Origin of the sequence: Kitasatospora sp. GP30 (assembly GCF_029892145.1) — a bacterium.
In the GTDB taxonomy this organism is placed as follows: domain Bacteria; phylum Actinomycetota; class Actinomycetes; order Streptomycetales; family Streptomycetaceae; genus Kitasatospora; species Kitasatospora acidiphila.
On the sequence record NZ_JARZAH010000003.1, the window covers coordinates 40,045 to 56,332 of the forward strand.

General features: G+C 73.3%; 14 protein-coding genes. 6 read left to right on the forward strand and 8 right to left on the reverse strand.

The genetic code is table 11. The features are described 5' to 3' along the window. Positions 1–20 precede the first annotated feature (20 nt). The gene (locus tag P3T35_RS05900) at positions 21–638 is read left to right on the forward strand and encodes a hypothetical protein (protein WP_101379509.1); all 618 of its coding nucleotides are present in this window, start codon (positions 21–23) and stop codon (positions 636–638) included. Between the two features lie 3 nt (positions 639–641). On the opposite strand, the gene P3T35_RS05905 is transcribed toward P3T35_RS05900, so the two are convergent. Beyond that, a complete protein-coding gene (locus tag P3T35_RS05905) occupies positions 642–1,682 on the reverse strand; it encodes a DUF6879 family protein (protein WP_143676763.1) in 1,041 nt (346 codons plus the stop codon). Between the two features lie 203 nt (positions 1,683–1,885). Here P3T35_RS05905 and P3T35_RS05910 point away from each other — a divergent pair, with 203 nt between their 5' ends. Beyond that, entirely contained in the window at positions 1,886–2,092 is a 207-nt protein-coding gene (locus tag P3T35_RS05910; RefSeq protein WP_101379511.1) for a hypothetical protein, read from the forward strand. Between the two features lie 413 nt (positions 2,093–2,505). On the opposite strand, the gene P3T35_RS05915 is transcribed toward P3T35_RS05910, so the two are convergent. After that, positions 2,506–2,769: a dsRBD fold-containing protein gene (locus tag P3T35_RS05915; protein WP_101379512.1), complete on the reverse strand. Its 264-nt coding sequence runs from the start codon at positions 2,767–2,769 to the stop codon at positions 2,506–2,508. A gap of 141 nt (positions 2,770–2,910) precedes the next feature. Between P3T35_RS05915 and P3T35_RS05920 the strand changes: the two genes are divergently transcribed. Next, positions 2,911–3,177 carry a hypothetical protein gene (locus P3T35_RS05920; RefSeq protein ID WP_101379513.1) on the forward strand — a complete coding sequence of 89 codons (267 nt, stop codon included), beginning with the start codon at positions 2,911–2,913 and terminating at the stop codon, positions 3,175–3,177. Positions 3,178–3,184: 7 nt separating this feature from the next. Here P3T35_RS05920 and P3T35_RS05925 read toward each other — a convergent pair whose 3' ends face one another. The 3 genes from P3T35_RS05925 to P3T35_RS05935 are packed head-to-tail and all read right to left on the reverse strand — an operon-like array spanning position 3,185 to position 5,418. Continuing rightward, the gene (locus P3T35_RS05925; protein ID WP_101379514.1) at positions 3,185–4,417 is read right to left on the reverse strand and encodes an MAB_1171c family putative transporter; all 1,233 of its coding nucleotides are present in this window, start codon (positions 4,415–4,417) and stop codon (positions 3,185–3,187) included. Next, complete coding sequence (locus tag P3T35_RS05930) at positions 4,410–4,964, reverse strand: ParH-like protein (protein WP_280704532.1); 555 nt, start codon at positions 4,962–4,964, stop codon at positions 4,410–4,412. The genes P3T35_RS05925 and P3T35_RS05930 overlap by 8 nt, the downstream gene beginning before the upstream one ends. A 28-nt stretch (positions 4,965–4,992) precedes the next feature. Next, positions 4,993–5,418, reverse strand: a complete 426-nt coding sequence (locus P3T35_RS05935; protein ID WP_101379515.1) for a helix-turn-helix domain-containing protein — start codon at positions 5,416–5,418, stop codon at positions 4,993–4,995. A 246-nt stretch (positions 5,419–5,664) separates the two neighbouring features. On the opposite strand from P3T35_RS05935, the gene P3T35_RS05940 reads away from it, so the two are divergent. Next, entirely contained in the window at positions 5,665–5,919 is a 255-nt protein-coding gene (locus tag P3T35_RS05940; protein ID WP_101379516.1) for a hypothetical protein, read from the forward strand. A 70-nt stretch (positions 5,920–5,989) separates the two neighbouring features. On the opposite strand, the gene P3T35_RS05945 is transcribed toward P3T35_RS05940, so the two are convergent. Continuing rightward, complete coding sequence (locus P3T35_RS05945; protein ID WP_101379517.1) at positions 5,990–7,045, reverse strand: hypothetical protein; 1,056 nt, start codon at positions 7,043–7,045, stop codon at positions 5,990–5,992. Positions 7,046–7,243: 198 nt separating this feature from the next. Then, positions 7,244–7,696 carry a universal stress protein gene (locus tag P3T35_RS05950; RefSeq protein ID WP_101379518.1) on the reverse strand — a complete coding sequence of 151 codons (453 nt, stop codon included), beginning with the start codon at positions 7,694–7,696 and terminating at the stop codon, positions 7,244–7,246. Between the two features lie 101 nt (positions 7,697–7,797). Between P3T35_RS05950 and P3T35_RS05955 the strand changes: the two genes are divergently transcribed. Next, positions 7,798–10,887 (forward strand): SpoIIE family protein phosphatase, encoded by a 3,090-nt coding sequence (locus tag P3T35_RS05955; protein WP_101379519.1) that lies wholly within the window; start codon positions 7,798–7,800, stop codon positions 10,885–10,887. Here the strand turns inward: P3T35_RS05955 and P3T35_RS05960 are convergent. Beyond that, positions 10,884–12,488, reverse strand: coding sequence for a fatty acyl-CoA synthetase (locus P3T35_RS05960; protein WP_101384909.1), 1,605 nt, complete (start codon positions 12,486–12,488; stop codon positions 10,884–10,886). The two genes, P3T35_RS05955 and P3T35_RS05960, sit on opposite strands and share 4 nt — an antisense overlap. Positions 12,489–12,790: 302 nt before the next feature. Between P3T35_RS05960 and P3T35_RS05965 the strand changes: the two genes are divergently transcribed. Continuing rightward, positions 12,791–16,267 (forward strand): S8 family serine peptidase, encoded by a 3,477-nt coding sequence (locus P3T35_RS05965; protein WP_101379520.1) that lies wholly within the window; start codon positions 12,791–12,793, stop codon positions 16,265–16,267. The last annotated feature ends 21 nt before the right edge of the window (positions 16,268–16,288 follow it).

Sequence of the window (16,288 nt, forward strand, 5' to 3'; positions counted from 1 at the left end):
ATGTCAGGCAGGATCTTCACATGCTCCGAACCCGGCTCGTGCTGCCCCTGCTGACCGCCCTGCTCGCCCTGACCGCCTGCGGGCACCAGCGGGCCGACGGCAATCCGAGCCGGGCCCTTCCCGCGACCACCTCCCCGACCACCTCCCCGAGCCCCACTCCGAGCCCCACCCCGCAGCAGCTCTGCCCCGGCGAGTCACCGTCGCCCACCCCCTCGGCCATACCGACGAGCGCCTGGCCGGTGGACCCCAGCGGCTCCCCCACCCCGCCGCCCACCGACGGCCCGGGCGACGCGGCGCCGAACTACGCGGACAACCACCGCTTCCAGGACCAGCTCCCGCTGCAGGGCGCCGAGCGCTGCCAGGGCCTGGCCGAGGCGGCGAAGGTCCGGGCTGCCCTGGAGCCGCTGCGCACCCAGCCGGACATCACCCCCGCCTCGGTGCAGGCCCGGCTGAGCGCGCTCGGCTACGCCCCGGCGACGGTGCAGCTCAGCACCATGGGTCAGGACGACGTCTACTTCACCATCGACCACGCGCCGATCTGCCTGGACGGGCAGCTGAACCCGCGCAGCGACTCCGTGGACGCCTACGCCGGCTACGCGGACGGCACCGGCTGCCAGCGCCCCAAGGGCGGGCACTGAGCGCTAGGCGTCCGCCACCTCCGGCGCGGTGAGCCCGGTGCGCTCGGCCAGCACGCCGCCCTGGAACCGGCTCTCCGCGCCGAGCGCGAGCATCGCGTCGGCGATGTGCCGGCGGCAGGTCCGCAGCGACATGCCGAGCCGGCGGGCGATCACCTCGTCCTTGGCACCCTCGGCGAGCATCCCGAGCAGGGCCCGCCGCAGATCGTCGCCGACCGCGCGGTAGGCCGCCTCGGAGCCGCCGGTGAACGGGGTGGCGGTGGCCCAGAGCTGGTCGAAGACCCGGCAGAGGTAGGCGACGATGTCCGGGTCGCGGACCAGCACGGCGCCGTCCCCGGAGCCGCCCTCGGCGCGCGCCGGCAGGAAGGCCACCGCCCGGTCGAAGACCACCGCCCGGTCGGGCAGCTCGGCGGCGGTGCGGTATTCGGCGCCGGCGGTGGTGAGGGTCTCGACGTAGCCCTGGGTGGCCAGGTTGCTGCGTGCCGAGTGCTGGTAGAGGGTGCGCATCCGGATGCCGCGGTCCAGCATCGCCAGGTCCCGGTTGACGGCCTCGGCGAGCCGGCCGGGCTGCCGGCCGCCGCCCGGCTGGATGGTGAAGACCTCCTTCTGGCAGCGGGCGGACTCCTCGCCGAGCATCGCCGAGACGGTCGGCAGGTCCGGCAGCCGGTCGCCGCCCGCCTGCCGGCCGCGCTCGCGCAGCGCGGTCCGGTACTTCGGCATCAGCGCCTGCAGCTGGTCGCGGGTGGCCTGGGCCCGGGTGCTGGCCGCCGCGATCCGCGCCTCCAGCGGGCCGACCGCCTCGGCCGCCGCGGCCTCCGGGCTGGTCGGTATCAGCAGGTCGGGCCGCCCGGGCGCGGGGCGGAGCAACCGCAGTGCGAGCAGCACCTCGGTGGCGTGGTCGAGCTGTACCCGGCTCAGGCCCGCGACCGGCGCGGTGCCGGCCGCCGCCTGCCGGTCGAGCCCCCCGCTGGCCAGCACCTGGTCGAAGAGCCGCAGTGACACCTCGTCAAGCACTGGTAGTTGACCGAAGTCTGTCCCGTTCTGCACTATTCACCCCTGTATGCGACCCCCGTCTTAACCTGCCATGCACGCTATTGCCATTGATCACCTCTGGACCACCGGCCACTCGGCGGGGTGAACTAGGCGATATCCGGACGGGGTGTCAATGGTCCCGCCGTCCGGACATCGCCCCGCAGGCACCGGTTCGGCGGGGGATCGTGTGACGTTCCCGAACTATCAGGAGCTGGCCCATGGCCTCGAACTCCCGCCGCGGGTTGGCGCTGCTGCTGCTCGTCGGCACGCTGCTGACCGGCGCCACCGCCACCGCCCAGGCCGCCACCCACCACGGCGGCACCACCCGGGCCGGCGGCACGGACAGCATCCAGTGCCCCACCCCCATCGTGATCAGGGACACCAGCTGGGGCGACTGGTACTGCCCGCCGCCCAACATCAAGTAGGCCCCCCGACCGTCCGGACTCTCAGGAGGAGCTCGCGATGACCACCGCGACCATCCCGCACCGCCGCCGCGTGGACGAGAACAGCTGGCTCACCCCGCAGCAGGCGGCGCGCTGACGGAGCCCGCACCAGAGCACGGTCGGACGGCCGGTCCGGTCCCGTAACAGGGGCCGGGTCCCATGTGGGAGGGACAAGCCGACCGCCCGACCGGACACCCTGGCCGCCGGGGGCCGACCCACCCGACCCGCCCGGGCCCGAGCAGCCTTCACCCCGCTGCCTCGGGTCCGCCGGCGCGGTCCGGTGGGCGGCCCTCGGCGGCCAGCGTCATTCGTCCCGAGCCATGAGCCACTCGAACGAGCTGTGAAGCTACTCGAACCATGAAGCACTCAAGCCATGAAGCCCTGGGACGACCCGATCAGTAGACCAGATACCCGGGCCGATGGCCCTCGTCCTGGATCTCGCCCGACGCCTGCGCCCGCAGCTTGTGCGAGAGGTCGTCCAACGCGCGCCAGGCGGCCACCTCCTCGCCGATCCTGGCCAGCGGCCGGTCCTCGGCGCTGCGGACCGCGTCGCCGTGGCCGTGCAGGGACGGCGCCCTGGTTCCGACCAGCCGGGCGTCACAGTGCGTGTTCACGCCGTCTTCCTCGAAGCTGAGCTCGACATCCCATTGGTTGCGCATGGTGTGCCTCCTACCTCATCCACCAGCGTGAACCCGCCGGGCCGCCGCCGCAAGCGTCCCGGTGATCACGGGCGGGCCTTGCCGAAGCGGGCTCCGGACAGCAGGATGTGACGGACCGTCCGAGCCGAGCGGAGGCCCCGCATGCCGATCCTGCCCGAGCCGCCAGAGCTGCCCGAGCCACCGGAGCTCCCCGAGCTCGGCGAGCTGCCGGACATCCCGCGGCTGCCCCACCTCACCGACCTGCCCCACCTCACGGATCTGCCGCACCTCACCGACCTGCCCGAGCCGCCGGAGCTCCCGGAGGAGCCCGACCTCCCGCCCGCCCCCGAGCTGCCCGAGCCGCCCGATCTCCCGGACGACCCCGAGCCGCCCGCTCCCCCGACCGGCACGCTCAACGGGACCTTCTGACGATCCGTCAGGCTGCCCGGGCCCGCTGCCGCACCTCGGCCACCAGCCGCGAGCCGGCGAAGGCCGCGGCGACCTGGAGCAGCCAGGCCGCCTCGCCGGCCACCGTACCGGGCACCGGCTGCGGCACCCAGCCCGGCCCCGCCGGTTCGCCACCCGGCCGGCCGGCCCGCCGGGCCTCCAGGGCGGCTGCCAGTGCCGCCGCCTCCAGCACCGCGCCGTCCGGCTCCCCACCGGGCTCGACGGCCGCCAGCCATTCGGGCAGCTGCGGCTGCAGATACGGGCGCAGCGCGAGCTGGCCGTCCCGGATCTCGATGATCCGCCGGTAGAGCGCGAACTCGGCGGTCCGCAGCGGCGGCCGCCGGCCCGGTCGGGGTGCCAGGGCGATGCCGGGCACGGCGGTGTGCAGGGCGGACCAGAGCGGCTCCAGGGCCCGGTAGCGACGGCGGGCCCGGAGCCAGCGGGCCGGTGCGGTGATCCGGGCGCCCCAGCGGGTGGCGCCCCAGACGGTGACGGTGGCGCCGCTCACCGCGAACACGGCGCAGATCGCGCCCAGCACGTCGGAGGGGATGTCCTCGCCGTTGTCCTGGCGGCCGCGCAGCAGCACCGGGATCAGGTCGTCGAGGGTCCACAGGCTCCAGATCACGCCGACCACGGCCGCGCCCGTCATCAGCCACAGGCCGGTGCGCAGCAGCCCGGCGTCGGCGCGCCGGATCTGCCGGGCCAGCACGGTGCTCAGAACGGCCAGGCAGCACACCGCGTAGCCGCCGAACACCGCGTCGTAGCCGGCCAGCAGCCAGCGGCCGGTGCCGTGGACCACCAGGCTGTCGCCGCGCACGGCGGGATGGGCGGCGTACAGCAGCAGCACGAGCAGCACCGACACGGTGACGGCGGCGCCGCCGTGCCGGCGGATCAGGCGTCGCGTCCGCAGCCGGCGCTCCGGCTCGCCCCGGACCCGCAGTGCCAGCGCGAGCAGCACCAGGAGGCCGCCGGCGGCGGTCTTGAGGAGGTCGCCGACCAGCGCCCCCGGATACGGGCCACCGCTGAGCCGGCCCAGGGCGGTCAGGGTGGCGGGGGCACGCGCGACCAGCCCGCCGCCCATGCAGAGGGCGAAGCCGATCGCGTAGCGCTTGGCCTGCTCGTCGGGCTGGGTGCGGGCGGCCGCGATCCACTGGCCGGCGAGCAGCAGGAAGACCGCGGCGGAGAGGTAGGCGGCCAGGTCGGCCGGGCCGAGGTCAGACATGGCGCCCCGGTGGGGCGTCGGAAAGTCCGAACACCGATTCGGTCCAGGAGAGTTGGCTCGGCGCCACCGGCGGCCAGGCGTCCTGGCGCTGGACCCGGTGCAGGATCAGCGAGGCGACCAGTTCGGCCTCCTGCTCCTGCGGTTCGGCATAGACGGTGCGGCCGAGCACCCGGGTGACCAGCTCGCCGGAGAGGCTGGGCAGCAGGGCCTGGGCGGCACCGAGTCGGGCCTCGGCGTTCTCGTGGTGGCCGCAGAGCAGGTGGGCGGCCTCGTGCAGCAGGATGTGCTGCTGGTGCAGCGGGGTGGTGTCGGCCAGGTAGACGATGCAGTCGGCCCGGTCGGTGGTGATCAGCAGTCCGCAGGGCAGGGTGGGGCGGGCGGTGACCGGGATCAGCTCGATCGGCCTGCCGCGCCGGACGGCGAGCAGCCGGACGAACGCCGCCGCGTCGAAGGGATCGGGTAACTCCAGGTCGGCCACCCGCTGTTGGCATCGCTGCCAGAGCCGGCGGCGCTGCCGCAAGCGCACCAAGTCCACCCCGAACCGCACCGCAGTCCCTCCCCCCGCCCCGGCCGCGCTACGTGCCGCCGCCCGCACTCTCCCGGCGGGCGATCACGTCGATCAGGTCGCTGATCGTGCCCACCCCCTCCGGCGAGAGGTTGACGGCACGCAGCGCCACGCTGCGCACCCCTGCGTCGCGCAGCGCGCCGAGCAGTTCCAGTTCCTGGGCGATGGCCGCGCCCTGCTCGTCGTCGAAGAAGTAGGCCACCGGGACCTGGAAGAACTGGGCCAGCGCCTCCAGGTGGCGCTTGGTCGGGTTGTCCCGTCGGCCGGTGCGCAGCTGCCACAGGTAGGTGGCGGAGAAGGTCTCGCCGGTGGCCTCCCGGCAGGCCTTGGCGACCTCCTCGTGGCTGTACTGCTCACGGTTGGGGCGACGCACCACCCGGAACAGGCCGTCGATCTTCTCGGCCAGCGTCGTTCCCCGCGCCTCGGACTCCGACATCCCTCACCTCCAGGGCCGCCCCCGTACCACTTCAGCACGCGCGGACGCAGTGATCGATGCCGTTCATCCTAGTTCAGCAGGTGACTCGCTGTCAGCGCCGCGGGGCGCGATCGCCGCACTGTACGCCGTCGCCCGGCGCCCGGCCAGGCCTTGCCTCGGGCCGGGGATGGGAGTTTCATGACCGGTACGGGACGTTCCGCACCGTTGGCCCGCACCGCGGCCGCCCCGGGCCCAAGGAGCACCGCCATGATCACCGAACTGGCTGTGGAACACGTCGAGTTCACCTGCGGACACTGCTGGCACCAGTGGGCCGCCGACTACGACGTCATGCACTACCGCGACGAGGACGGGGCTGACTGGGAGGCCTTCTCCAAAGCGGGCATCCCGGCCGCCTCCCCGTACTCGACGGGTGGCGGTGCCGCCTGCCCGGAGTGCCACCGGCACTGGGTGGGGCACCTGAGCTCCCGCCATCTGCTGCCGCTGCCGGGCGCCGGCGGGTGACCGTCCCGGCGACTCGGGCACCGGGCCGGCCACCCGCCGGCACCCGGCTCGACGGCCGGGCGCGGTCGCCTCAGACGCCGACCGCCTCCTCCATCTCCTCCTCGGCCCCGCCGACCACCGCCAGGGCCGGCCGAGCCTCGGCCCGCTGCGCCGCGAGCCGCGCCCGCCGCTCGTACCAGCCGCCGGCCGCCACCAGCGCCAGGCCCGCCACCAGCCAGAGCGCCAGCGAGAGCACCCGTCCGCCGAGGCCGACGCCGCCGTCGAAGTAGAGGATCGACCGGGTGCCCTCGACGAACCCGGCGCCGTCGTAGAAGCGGTGCAGCCAGCCGAACAGGCCGGGCTGCAGCGCGGGCTGGAACACCCCGCCGGAGCTGGTGAAGTTGAGCATCACGAAGAGCACCATCAGGGTCAGCGTGGTCCAGCGCTTCAGGAAGCTGTGCAGCCCGGTGCCGATCATGACGATGCCGGCCGAGTAGAGCCAGGCGAGCGCCCAGACCGCCACCTGGTGGTGGTCCACGATGTGGTAGACCGGCCCGGCGACGACGATCCCGATCACGCTGACCGCCAGTGAGACGGCCAGGCCGACCAGCGCCCGGCCGCGCATCGACAGCGCGGCCCCGGCCGCCCCGATCACCGCGACGCTGCCGTAGGCGCCGACGCTGAGCGCCACCAGCAGGAAGAAGATGCCCTGCCCGGTCGGGTCACCGCTGGAGGTCGGGACCAGGTCGGTGGTCCTCATCGGCACCCCCTGGGCGTCGGCGACCTGGGTGAACACCTCCTGGACCGCGGTCTTGGAGGAGTCCGAGTTGGCCGTGGCGACCAGCAGTTCGGGGTTCTTGGGGTCCGGCACGAAGGCGCCGACCAGCTGCCGCTGCTCGATCCGGTGGGCGCCCGCCGCACGGTCCGGCACGGTGCTGACGTCCAGCGCGCTGCCCGCCTTCTGCTGGATCCCGGCGGCCAGCGCCTGGGACTGCGGGCCGCTGCCGACCACGGCGACCTTGAGGTGGTGCGGTGCGGGCTGGTGGAAGGCGCCCTGGTAGGCGAGCGCCATGCCCAGGCACATCAGCAGCGGGGTGAGCAGGTGGCTGACGAGGTGGGTGAGTGGGTGCCGGGTGGAGGCGGTCATGCCAGGCGCGTCCCTTCGGAGGCTTAGTTGGCTATTGCAACCGATATGGCTGAGCCAAAAGGTGTTAAATGCAACCTTTAAGGTGCACTATACAACTAGCTGCCCGAACGGCCTATTCCGCGCCTGGCCGACCTGCCGGGCCGCCTGGCCGACCGGCCGGCCAGTGCGGTTGCCGTGCCTCCGGTGAGGCTGCCCGCTCTACGGCACCACCGTGACCGGCCAGCGCCCGGCCCGCACCAGCCGCACCGCCAGCGAGCCGACCAGCCGGTGCCCGAGGTGCTCCGACGCGCCGACCAGCACACCGTCCGCCCGCTCCGCGTCGGCCAGCGCGGCGATCTCGGTGAACGGATCGCCGGTGCGGGTCACGAAGGTGAGCCCGACGCCGCGCTCCCGGGCCTGCCGCTCCGCCAGCTCCCGCAGCTCGGCGGCGGTCGCCTCGGCCCCCTCGCGGGCCGCCTGCACGGCGAGCGCGCTCATCCCGGCCAGCGCCCCGACGGTCTGCACGTACACCGCGATCAGCCGGCTGCCCTGCCGGCGGGCCAGCCCCGCCGCATAGGCCCCGGCGCGCAGCGAGGTGACCGAGCCGTCCAGCGCCACCAGCAGGGTGCGCGGACCGTCGGTACCCAGTTCGAAGTTCATCTCGGTCTCCATGCGGCCCAGCCTGCCACCGCCGTCCGCCCATGCCCCGCCCGCCCCACCAGTGGGAAAATGGGGTGGCCAACCCCGGAGGCCCCCTTCGAACGGCGGCAACCATGGACGCAGTCGGGCAGGAGAGCGGCAACGACGACCGCCGCGATGCGGCGGACGGCGCCCCGGCTCGTGCCGAGGGCCTGCAGATGGTGCCGATCGCCACCGCCCTGATCCGGCAGGACGGGCGGATCCTGCACTGGAGCGAGGACGCCGAGGCGCTGCTCGGCCACACCGCCGCCGAGGCCGTCGGACAGCCCGCCGCACAGTTGCTGGCCACCGACGAGCAGCGCCCCGAGGTGCTGGCGCTGTTCCAGGAGATCCTGGCCGGGCGGCCGTGGTCCGGCGTCTTCCCGGTGCTCCACCGCGCCGGCCACTTCGTCAACCTGGAGTTCCGCACCCACCCGGTGACCGGCCCCGATGGCGAGCCGCTGGTGCTCGCGGTGGCCTCCGACGTCACCGCGCTGCGCCGGATCCAGGCCGATCTGGCGGTCCTGGACGGCTTCTTCAGCCAGGCCCCGGTGGGCATGGCGGTCTACGACAATGAGTTGCGCTTCGTCCGGCTCAACGAGGCGCTGGCCCGGATCAACGGGACGTCGGTGGCCGACCACCTGGGCCGGCGGCTCACCGAGGTACTGCCCGGGATCAACGCCGCCGAGATAGAGGCCGTGATGCGCCATGTGCTGGACACCGGCGACGTGGTGCTGGACGCCCGCTCACACGGCATCACCCCGGGCGACCCGACCCACGAACACGCCTGGTCGGCCTCCTACTTCCGGCTGGAGGACCCGCCGGGCAAGGTGCACGGGGTCAGCTCCACCATCGTCGACGTCACCGACCGCCACAAGGCCGAGTCGCGGGCCGCCCGGGCCCAGGAGCGGCTGGCCCTGCTGGTGGACGCCACCGCCTCCATCGGCACCACCCTCGATCTGCGCACCACGGCACGGGAGTTGGCCGACGCGATGGTGCCCCGGGTGGCGGACCTGAGCGGGGTGTTCGTGCTGGACCCGCTGGTCGGCACCGAGCCCGCACCGCCCGACGGCGGGGTGCGGGTGCGCCGGCTGGCGCTGGCCTCCTCCGTCCCGGACTACCCGAAGGAGGGCCTGCCGATCGACGCGGTCTACGAAGTCGATCCCACCTCCCCGTACGCCCGGGCGATGACCGGCGGCCGCACCGTGGTGGTGCCCTCCTGGGACCTGCCGCCGCTGGCCACCGGCTTCAGCCCCGAGCAGCTGCGCGACTTCCTCGGCCGCCGCTCCCGCTCGGTGCGGATCACCCCGCTGGTGGCCCGCGGCACGGTGCTCGGCATCGTGGTCTACTCCCGGCGCGGCGAGCGCGAGTCGTTCGCCACCGAGGACATCACCCTCGGCGACGAGCTGGCCTCCCGGGCCGCCGTGGCGATCGACAACGCCCGGCTCTACACCCTGGAGCAGCAGGCCGCCGAGGCCCGCCAGCGCGCCCTGGACGAGGCCAACGCCGCGACCGGCCGGCTGGCCCTGCTCAACGAGGCGTCCAGCCGGATCGGCACCACCCTGGACCTGCCGCGCACCGCCGAGGAGCTGGTCGAGGTGGTGATCGGGCGGTTCGCCGACTTCGTCACCGTCGACCTGCTGGAGGCGGTGCTGCTCGGCGACGAGACCCCGGCACTGCCGGCGTCCGGGTCGGCCACCATGCGCGCGGTGGCGGTCGGCGAGCTCGACGGCGACGCGGTCCTGACCGGGGCCGCCGACCCGGTGGGCGGCAGCTCGCAGTCGGCCGCGCTGTACGCGCAGAGCCTGCGCACCGGGCACTCGATCCTGGTGCCCCGGGTGACCGAGGAGAACCTGGCCACCATCGTGAGCTCCCCCGACCGGATCCAGCCGGCCCTGGACTCCGGGATCCACTCCTATCTGATGGTCCCGCTGGTGGCCCGCGGCCGGGTGCTGGGCGGCGCCGAGTTCATACGGCTGCGCAACAACCCCGAGCCGTTCGGCGCGGCCGACCAGGCGCTGGCCGAAGAGTTGGTCGCCCGGGCGGCGGTGGCGATCGACAACGCCCGCCTCTACCGCCGGGAGCGGGACACCGCGCTGACCCTGCAGCGCAGCCTGCTGCCGCAGCAGGTGCACGACTCGCCCGGCCTGGAGGTCGCCTACCGGTACCTGCCGGCCAGTCAGCTCAGCGAGGTCGGCGGCGACTGGTTCGACGTGGTGCCGCTGCCCTGCGGCCGGGTGGCGCTGGTGGTCGGCGACGTTACCGGGCACGGCCTGCGGGCCGCCGCTACCATGGGCCAACTCCGCACTGCGGCGCGGACGTTGATCACCCTGGACATGGACCCGGCGCGGGTGCTGCGCAGGCTCGACGAGGCGGCGACCACCGCCGCCGAGGGGGCCGGCGAGGGCCAGTACGCGACCTGCGTCTGCGTGGTGCTCGACCCGGTGGGCCGGATCTGCACCGCCGCCTGCGCCGGCCATGTGCCGCCGGTGGTCACGGCGCTGGACGGCTCGGTCCAGTTGCTCGACCTGCCGACGGGCGCTCCGCTCGGGGTGGGCGGGGTGCCGTTCGAGAGCGTGGAGTTCAGGCTGCCGCCGGACGGCCTGCTGGTGCTCTGCACCGACGGCCTGATCGAGCGCCGGGACCGCGACCTGGACGAGGGCCTGGAGCTGCTGCGGCGCACCGTGGCGCAGCAGCACGGCGGGCTGGAGCACTCCTGCGACGCGGTGCTGGCGGCGCTGATCACCGGCGACCGGGAGGACGACATCGCGGTGATCATGGCCCGGGCCCGGGTGATCGGCCCGGACCGGATCGCCACCCTGTCGCTGCGCGACGACCACGCCCAGGTGGGCCACGCCCGGCGGTTCGCCCGCCGGGTGCTCACCGGCTGGGGGCTGGCCGCGCTGATCGACCAGACCGAGCTGCTGACCAGCGAGCTGATCACCAACGCCTTGGTGCACGCCGGCGCCCCCACCGAGCTGCGGCTCTTCCGCCACCAGGTGCTGACCGTGGAGGTGTCCGACGTGGACGGCCACGCGCCCCGGATGCGCCGGGCCCTGGAGGACGACGAGGGCGGGCGCGGCATGCACCTGGTGAACGAGCTGGCGCACCGCTGGGGCAGCCGGGGCACCCGGGACGGCAAGGTGGTCTGGTTCGAGCTGGAGCTGCCGCTGGGGGCTGACTAGAACGGCTGCTGGGAGCCGGTGAGTTGCTCCCGCAGCTCCCGTTTGAGCACCTTGCCGGAGGCGTTCTTGGGCAGCCCGTCGGCGAAGTGCACAGCCTTGGGCGTCTTGTGGGCGGGCAGCCGCTCCCTGGCCCAGTCGATCAACTCCCGTTCGGCGACCGGGGTCCGGGCCACCACCACGGCCGTCACCGCCTCGATCCACTTCGGGTGCGGGACGCCGACCACGGCCGCCTCGGCCACCGCCGGGTGCGCGTAGAGCACGTCCTCGACCTCGCGGGAGGAGACCAGCACCCCGCCGGTGTTGATCACGTCCTTGAGGCGGTCCACGACCTGCACATAGCCCTCGGCGTCGCGCCGGACCAGGTCGCCGGAGCGGAACCAGCCGGCGTCGAAGGCGGCCGCCGTCTCCTCCGGCTTGTCCCAGTAGCCGGTGCACAACTGCGGTGAGCGGTACTGGATTTCGCCGATCTCGTCCGGCCCCGCCGGCCGGCCGTCAGGGCGGACCACCCGGGCCTCGACGAAGAGCACGGTGCGGCCGGCCGAGGTGGGCCGCGCGTCGTGCTCCTCGGGGCGCAGCACGGTGGCCAGCGGGCCGACCTCGGACTGCCCGAAGGCGTTGTAGAAGCCGGTGCCGGGCAGCGCGGTGCGCAGCCGCTCCAGCACCGGGGCGGGCATCACCGAGGCGCCGTAGTAGGCCTTCTCCAGGTGGCCCAGGTCGGCGGCGGCGAAGTCGGGGTGGGCGGCGAGCGCCGCCCAGACAGTCGGCGGGGCGAAGAACGAGGTGAGCCGCTCGGTGCTGAGCAGGCGCAGCACGGTGGCCGGGTCGGGTGCCTGGATCAGCCGGTTCTCGCAGCCGAGCAGCAGGCCGGGCAGCAGGAAGACGTGCAGCTGCGCCGAGTGGTAGAGCGGCAGGGCGTGCAGCGGGCGGTCGGTCTCCCGCAGGTCCAGGGCGGTGATCGCGGAGAGGTACTCGTGGAGCAGCGCCCGGTGGGTCATCATGGCGCCCTTGGGGGCGGCGGTGGTGCCGGAGGTGTAGAGCAGCTGGACCAGGTCGTGGTCGGGGACGAAGGTAATGAGCGCGGGGACCGGCCCGTCCTGAGCCCGGGTCAGCAGTTCGGTCAGGGTGGCCTGGTGGCGCACCGGGCCGCCTGCGGGGAGGGTGGCGACCAGGTCGGCGTACTCGTCGTCGTACAGCAGCGCAGCGCTGCCGGACTGCTCGGTGAAGTAGCGCAGCTCGGCGGCGGTGGCGTTGTAGTTGACCGGCACGTGGACCAGGCCGACCCGGGCGCAGGCGAGGAAGAGCAGCAGGTAGGCGTCGGAGTTGCGGCCGAGGGCGGCCACCCGGTCGCCGGGGCGCAGGCCGCGGGCGAGCAGGTCGGCGGCGGCCCGGGTGACGGCGTGGTCGAGCTCGCGGTAGGTCCAGCTGCGGTCGACGCCTGAGGCGGTGCTGCTTGCTTGGGCGGTGCTACTCGCTTGCGCGGTGCTGCTTGCCTGGGCGGTGCTGCTTGCCTGGGCGGTGAAGTGCAGCGCACGGCGGTCGGGGGTGCGGGCGGCGGAGCGGCGCAGGGCATCCGCGATGGTGTTGCCGTGTTGGTGGTTCATCCCGAGGTCCATGTCAGGCATATTTCCGGACAGCCAAACGGTTATCCCGTGATCTTCATCAAAAGCTCACGGCGTGCCGGGGCCCCGACACCCCCTCTGATCTGCAATTATCCGTCTATCGGACAGTCAACTCCGCTCTCGGTACGGTTCCTTCTCGGGCAGCCCCTTGTCTGAAAGGGCGTGGACACGATGGAATGCGTGAGCTTGTCGGGACAGGCGTTCCAGAGGCACGCGTGCGTCCGACCCTCGCACGCGCGCTTGGACGACCCTCTCCTGACGTCTTATCAGACGAAAGGACGTTCATGATCGGCTGGCGCAAACCGCAGCTCGCAGCCGTCACGCTCACCGCCGCCTCGCTCGTGCTGGCCTTCGGGACCAGCGCCAACGGCGCTCCGGCCACCCCCGCCCCGAACGCCGCCCAGGCGACCTCGGAGAGCGGTGCCCCGGCCCCGGTGATCGTGATTCTCAAGGACCAGCTCACCAACAGCCCGGCCGACGCCGGCCACCTGGATGCCCGCAAGAAGGAGGCGAACCAGGCGCAGGCTCCGCTGCTGGCCAAGGTCCGCGCCAACGGCGGCACCAACGTCAAGAGCTTCGTGGTCGGCAACGCCTTCTCGGCGACCGTCAGCCCGGCGCTGCGCGCCGCGCTGGAGGCCGACCCGGCCGTCGCACAGGTGATCGCCGACGAGACCGTGCGGGTCACCCCGCCGGCCCCGGCCAAGCCCGGCACCGGCAAGGGCACCACGCAGGCCCCCAAGACCGCCACCGCCCCGTCGGTCGCCAAGGGCGACCCCCAGGACCCCAACGCGGTCTGCCCCAGCGACCCCAGCAAGCCGCTGCTGGAGCCCGAGGCGCTCTACTCGACGCACACCGAGGCCACCGCGGGTGCTCCCGGTGCGCACGAGATCGCGGACGGCACCGGCGTCAAGGTCGCCTACATCGCGGACGGCCTGGACCCCAACAACCCGGACTTCATCCGGCCGGACGGCTCGCACGTCATCACCGACTACCAGGACTTCTCCGGCCAGGGCTTCTTCGCCCCCGCCGGTGACGCCGAGGCGTTCGGGGACGCCTCCGCGATGGTCGCCCAGGGTCGGCAGAGCTACGACGTGTCGAAGTTCGTCAACTCCAGCCACCCGCTGCCCGCCGGCTGCAACATCCGGATCGAGGGCATCTCGCCGGGCGCCTCGCTGGTCGCGCTCAAGGCCGGTGGCGACACCTTCCCGAACTCGGCGATCCTGCAGTCCATCGACTACGCGGTCACGGTCGCGCACGTCGACGTGCTCAACGAGTCGTTCGGCAGCAACGTGACGCCGGACAGCGGCGCCCACGACACCATCTCGCTCTTCAACGACATGGCGGTCAAGGCCGGTGTCACCGTCACCGTCTCCAGCGGTGACGCGGGCATCAACGGCACCGTCGGCACCCCGTCGACCGACCCCAACGTGATCTCCACGGGCGCGTCGACCGACAACCAGAACTACGCCCAGACCGGTTACGCGGCCTTCCAGTTCTCCAACGGGACCTGGGCCGACAACCGGATCTCGGCGCTCTCCTCCGGCGGTGTCACCCAGGCCGGGCGCACCGTCGACCTGGTCGCCCCCGGTGAGTCGGACTGGGCGCTCTGCTCGGCCGACGTCTCGATCTACACCGAGTGCACCGACTTCAACGGCAAGGGCAGCCCGATCCAGCCGTTCGGCGGTACCAGCCAGGCCGCCCCGCTGACCGCCGGCGCCGCCGCCGACGTCATCCAGGCCTACCGGGACAGCCACAACGGCGCCTCCCCGGCGCCCGCGCTGGTCAAGAAGCTCCTCACCGGCACCGCCGGTGACCTGGGCCTGCCGGCCGATGAGCAGGGCGCCGGTCTGCTGAACGTCCGGGCCGCCGTCGAGGCCGCCCGCGGCTACCAGGCCTCGGCCGGTGACCAGAAGAGCAGCACCGTCGCCGTGACGACCGGTCAGATCGACGACAGCGGCGAGCCGGGCAGCACCCGCACCGCCGACGTCACCGTGGTCAACACCAGCTCCAAGCCGCAGACGGTGGCCGCGAGCACCCGCACCTTCGCCCCGCTCGGCGACGCCCAGCAGACGGTGCAGCTCAACTCCAGCACCGACCCGCAGTTCCCCTACGCCACCAACGGCGCGCCGTGGGTCGCGCACAAGGTGACCTTCGACGTTCCGGCCTCCGCCGACCGGCTGGCCGCGTCGATCGCCTGGCAGGGCGCCGCGCAGAAGAACGGCAGCGCCACCGTGACCCCCGTGGTCCGGATGACCCTGCTGGACCCGTCCGGCCGCTTCGAGACCAACACCCGTCCGCAGGGCGGCCCGGTCTCGGCCAACTTCGGCATCGTGGACGTCCCGCACCCGGCGGCCGGCAAGTGGACCGCCGTGCTCTACACCCCCGCCGGCACCGCCGGCTTCACCGGCCCGGTGCTGCTGGACACCGCCACCCAGAAGGCGGTTCCGGCCGGCTCGGTGAGCCCGCAGGTCACCGACCTGAAGCCGGGTCAGTCCAAGACCCTCAAGGTGCAGCTGACCACCCCGCCGGCCGGCGGTGACGCCACCGAGTCGGTCGTGCTCTCCAACTCCAACGGCACCACCACCAGCGTCCCGGTGGTGCTGCGCAGCCTGGTGCCGCTGAACGGCAGCACGGGCACCTTCACCGGCAACATCACCGGTGGCAACGCCCGCGCCGGCTCGCCCGCGCAGAGCTTCGCCTGGGCCTTCGACGTGCCGAAGGGCCACCAGGACCTGCGGGTCGGCCTGACGGTCGCCAAGGACCCGAAGCTGGTGATGCAGGGCGTGCTGATCAGCCCGAACGGCACCCCGATCGACGCCGAGTCCAACGCGGTCTTCGACGCCAAGGGCAACATCTCCAGCACCGCCGCCGGGGTTTCGGCCACCACTGTCAACCCGGCCGCCGGCCGCTGGCGGTTCGTGCTGAACATCTTCAACCCGGTCTCCGGTGCCGAGCTCAGCCAGCCCTTCACCGGCACCGTCGGCCTCGACCAGGACAAGGCCGGCGCGCCCGGCCTGCCGAACTCGGCGGGCACCAAGCTGCCGGCCGGCAAGCCGGTCCAGGTGACGGTCAACTACACCAACAACACCGCCGCCGTGCAGCAGGTCCAGGCCGACCCGCGGCTCAACAACCGGGTGAACGTCCCGCTGGTGCCGCTCGGCGGCCCGGCCACCGTGTCGCTGCCGCTCACCGCCAGCTCCACGGTTCCGGGCTTCATGGTCCCGCCGGGCACCGACGCGCTGACCGGCGTGGCGGGCTCCACCACCCCGGCCCAGCTCGAGCTCAGCGGCCCGACCGGCTCGCCCGACCTGTTCGGCGACCTGAAGAAGGCCCAGGACGGCTCCACCGTCTCCGTGGTCAAGGACTCCGGCAGCTCCGCGCAGCCGATCGTCCCCGGCATCTGGGCCACCTACGTCCAGCAGATCGGCCCGTTCCCGGCGGCCGGCGCCCCGGCCGGCAGCTCCAACCTGACTGCCTCGGCCCACACCCTGGCGTTCGACCCGGCGCTGACCTCCAGCACCGGTGACCCGTACGCGGCCGCCTACAACGCCTCCGCTCCCGCGGTCACCCCGGTGATCCTGCAGCCCGGCGCCAGCGGCAACCTGCAGCTCACCATCACCCCGCAGGGCAAGAAGGGCAGCGTCGTGCACGGCGTGCTGTACCTGGTGTCCGGCCCGGCCGGTGCTGCAGTGGCGAACAACAACATGAGCACCACGGGTTCCGTCCTCGCGGCGCTCCCGTACAGCTACACCGTGAGCTGACGCTCGCCAATCGCTCCAGCT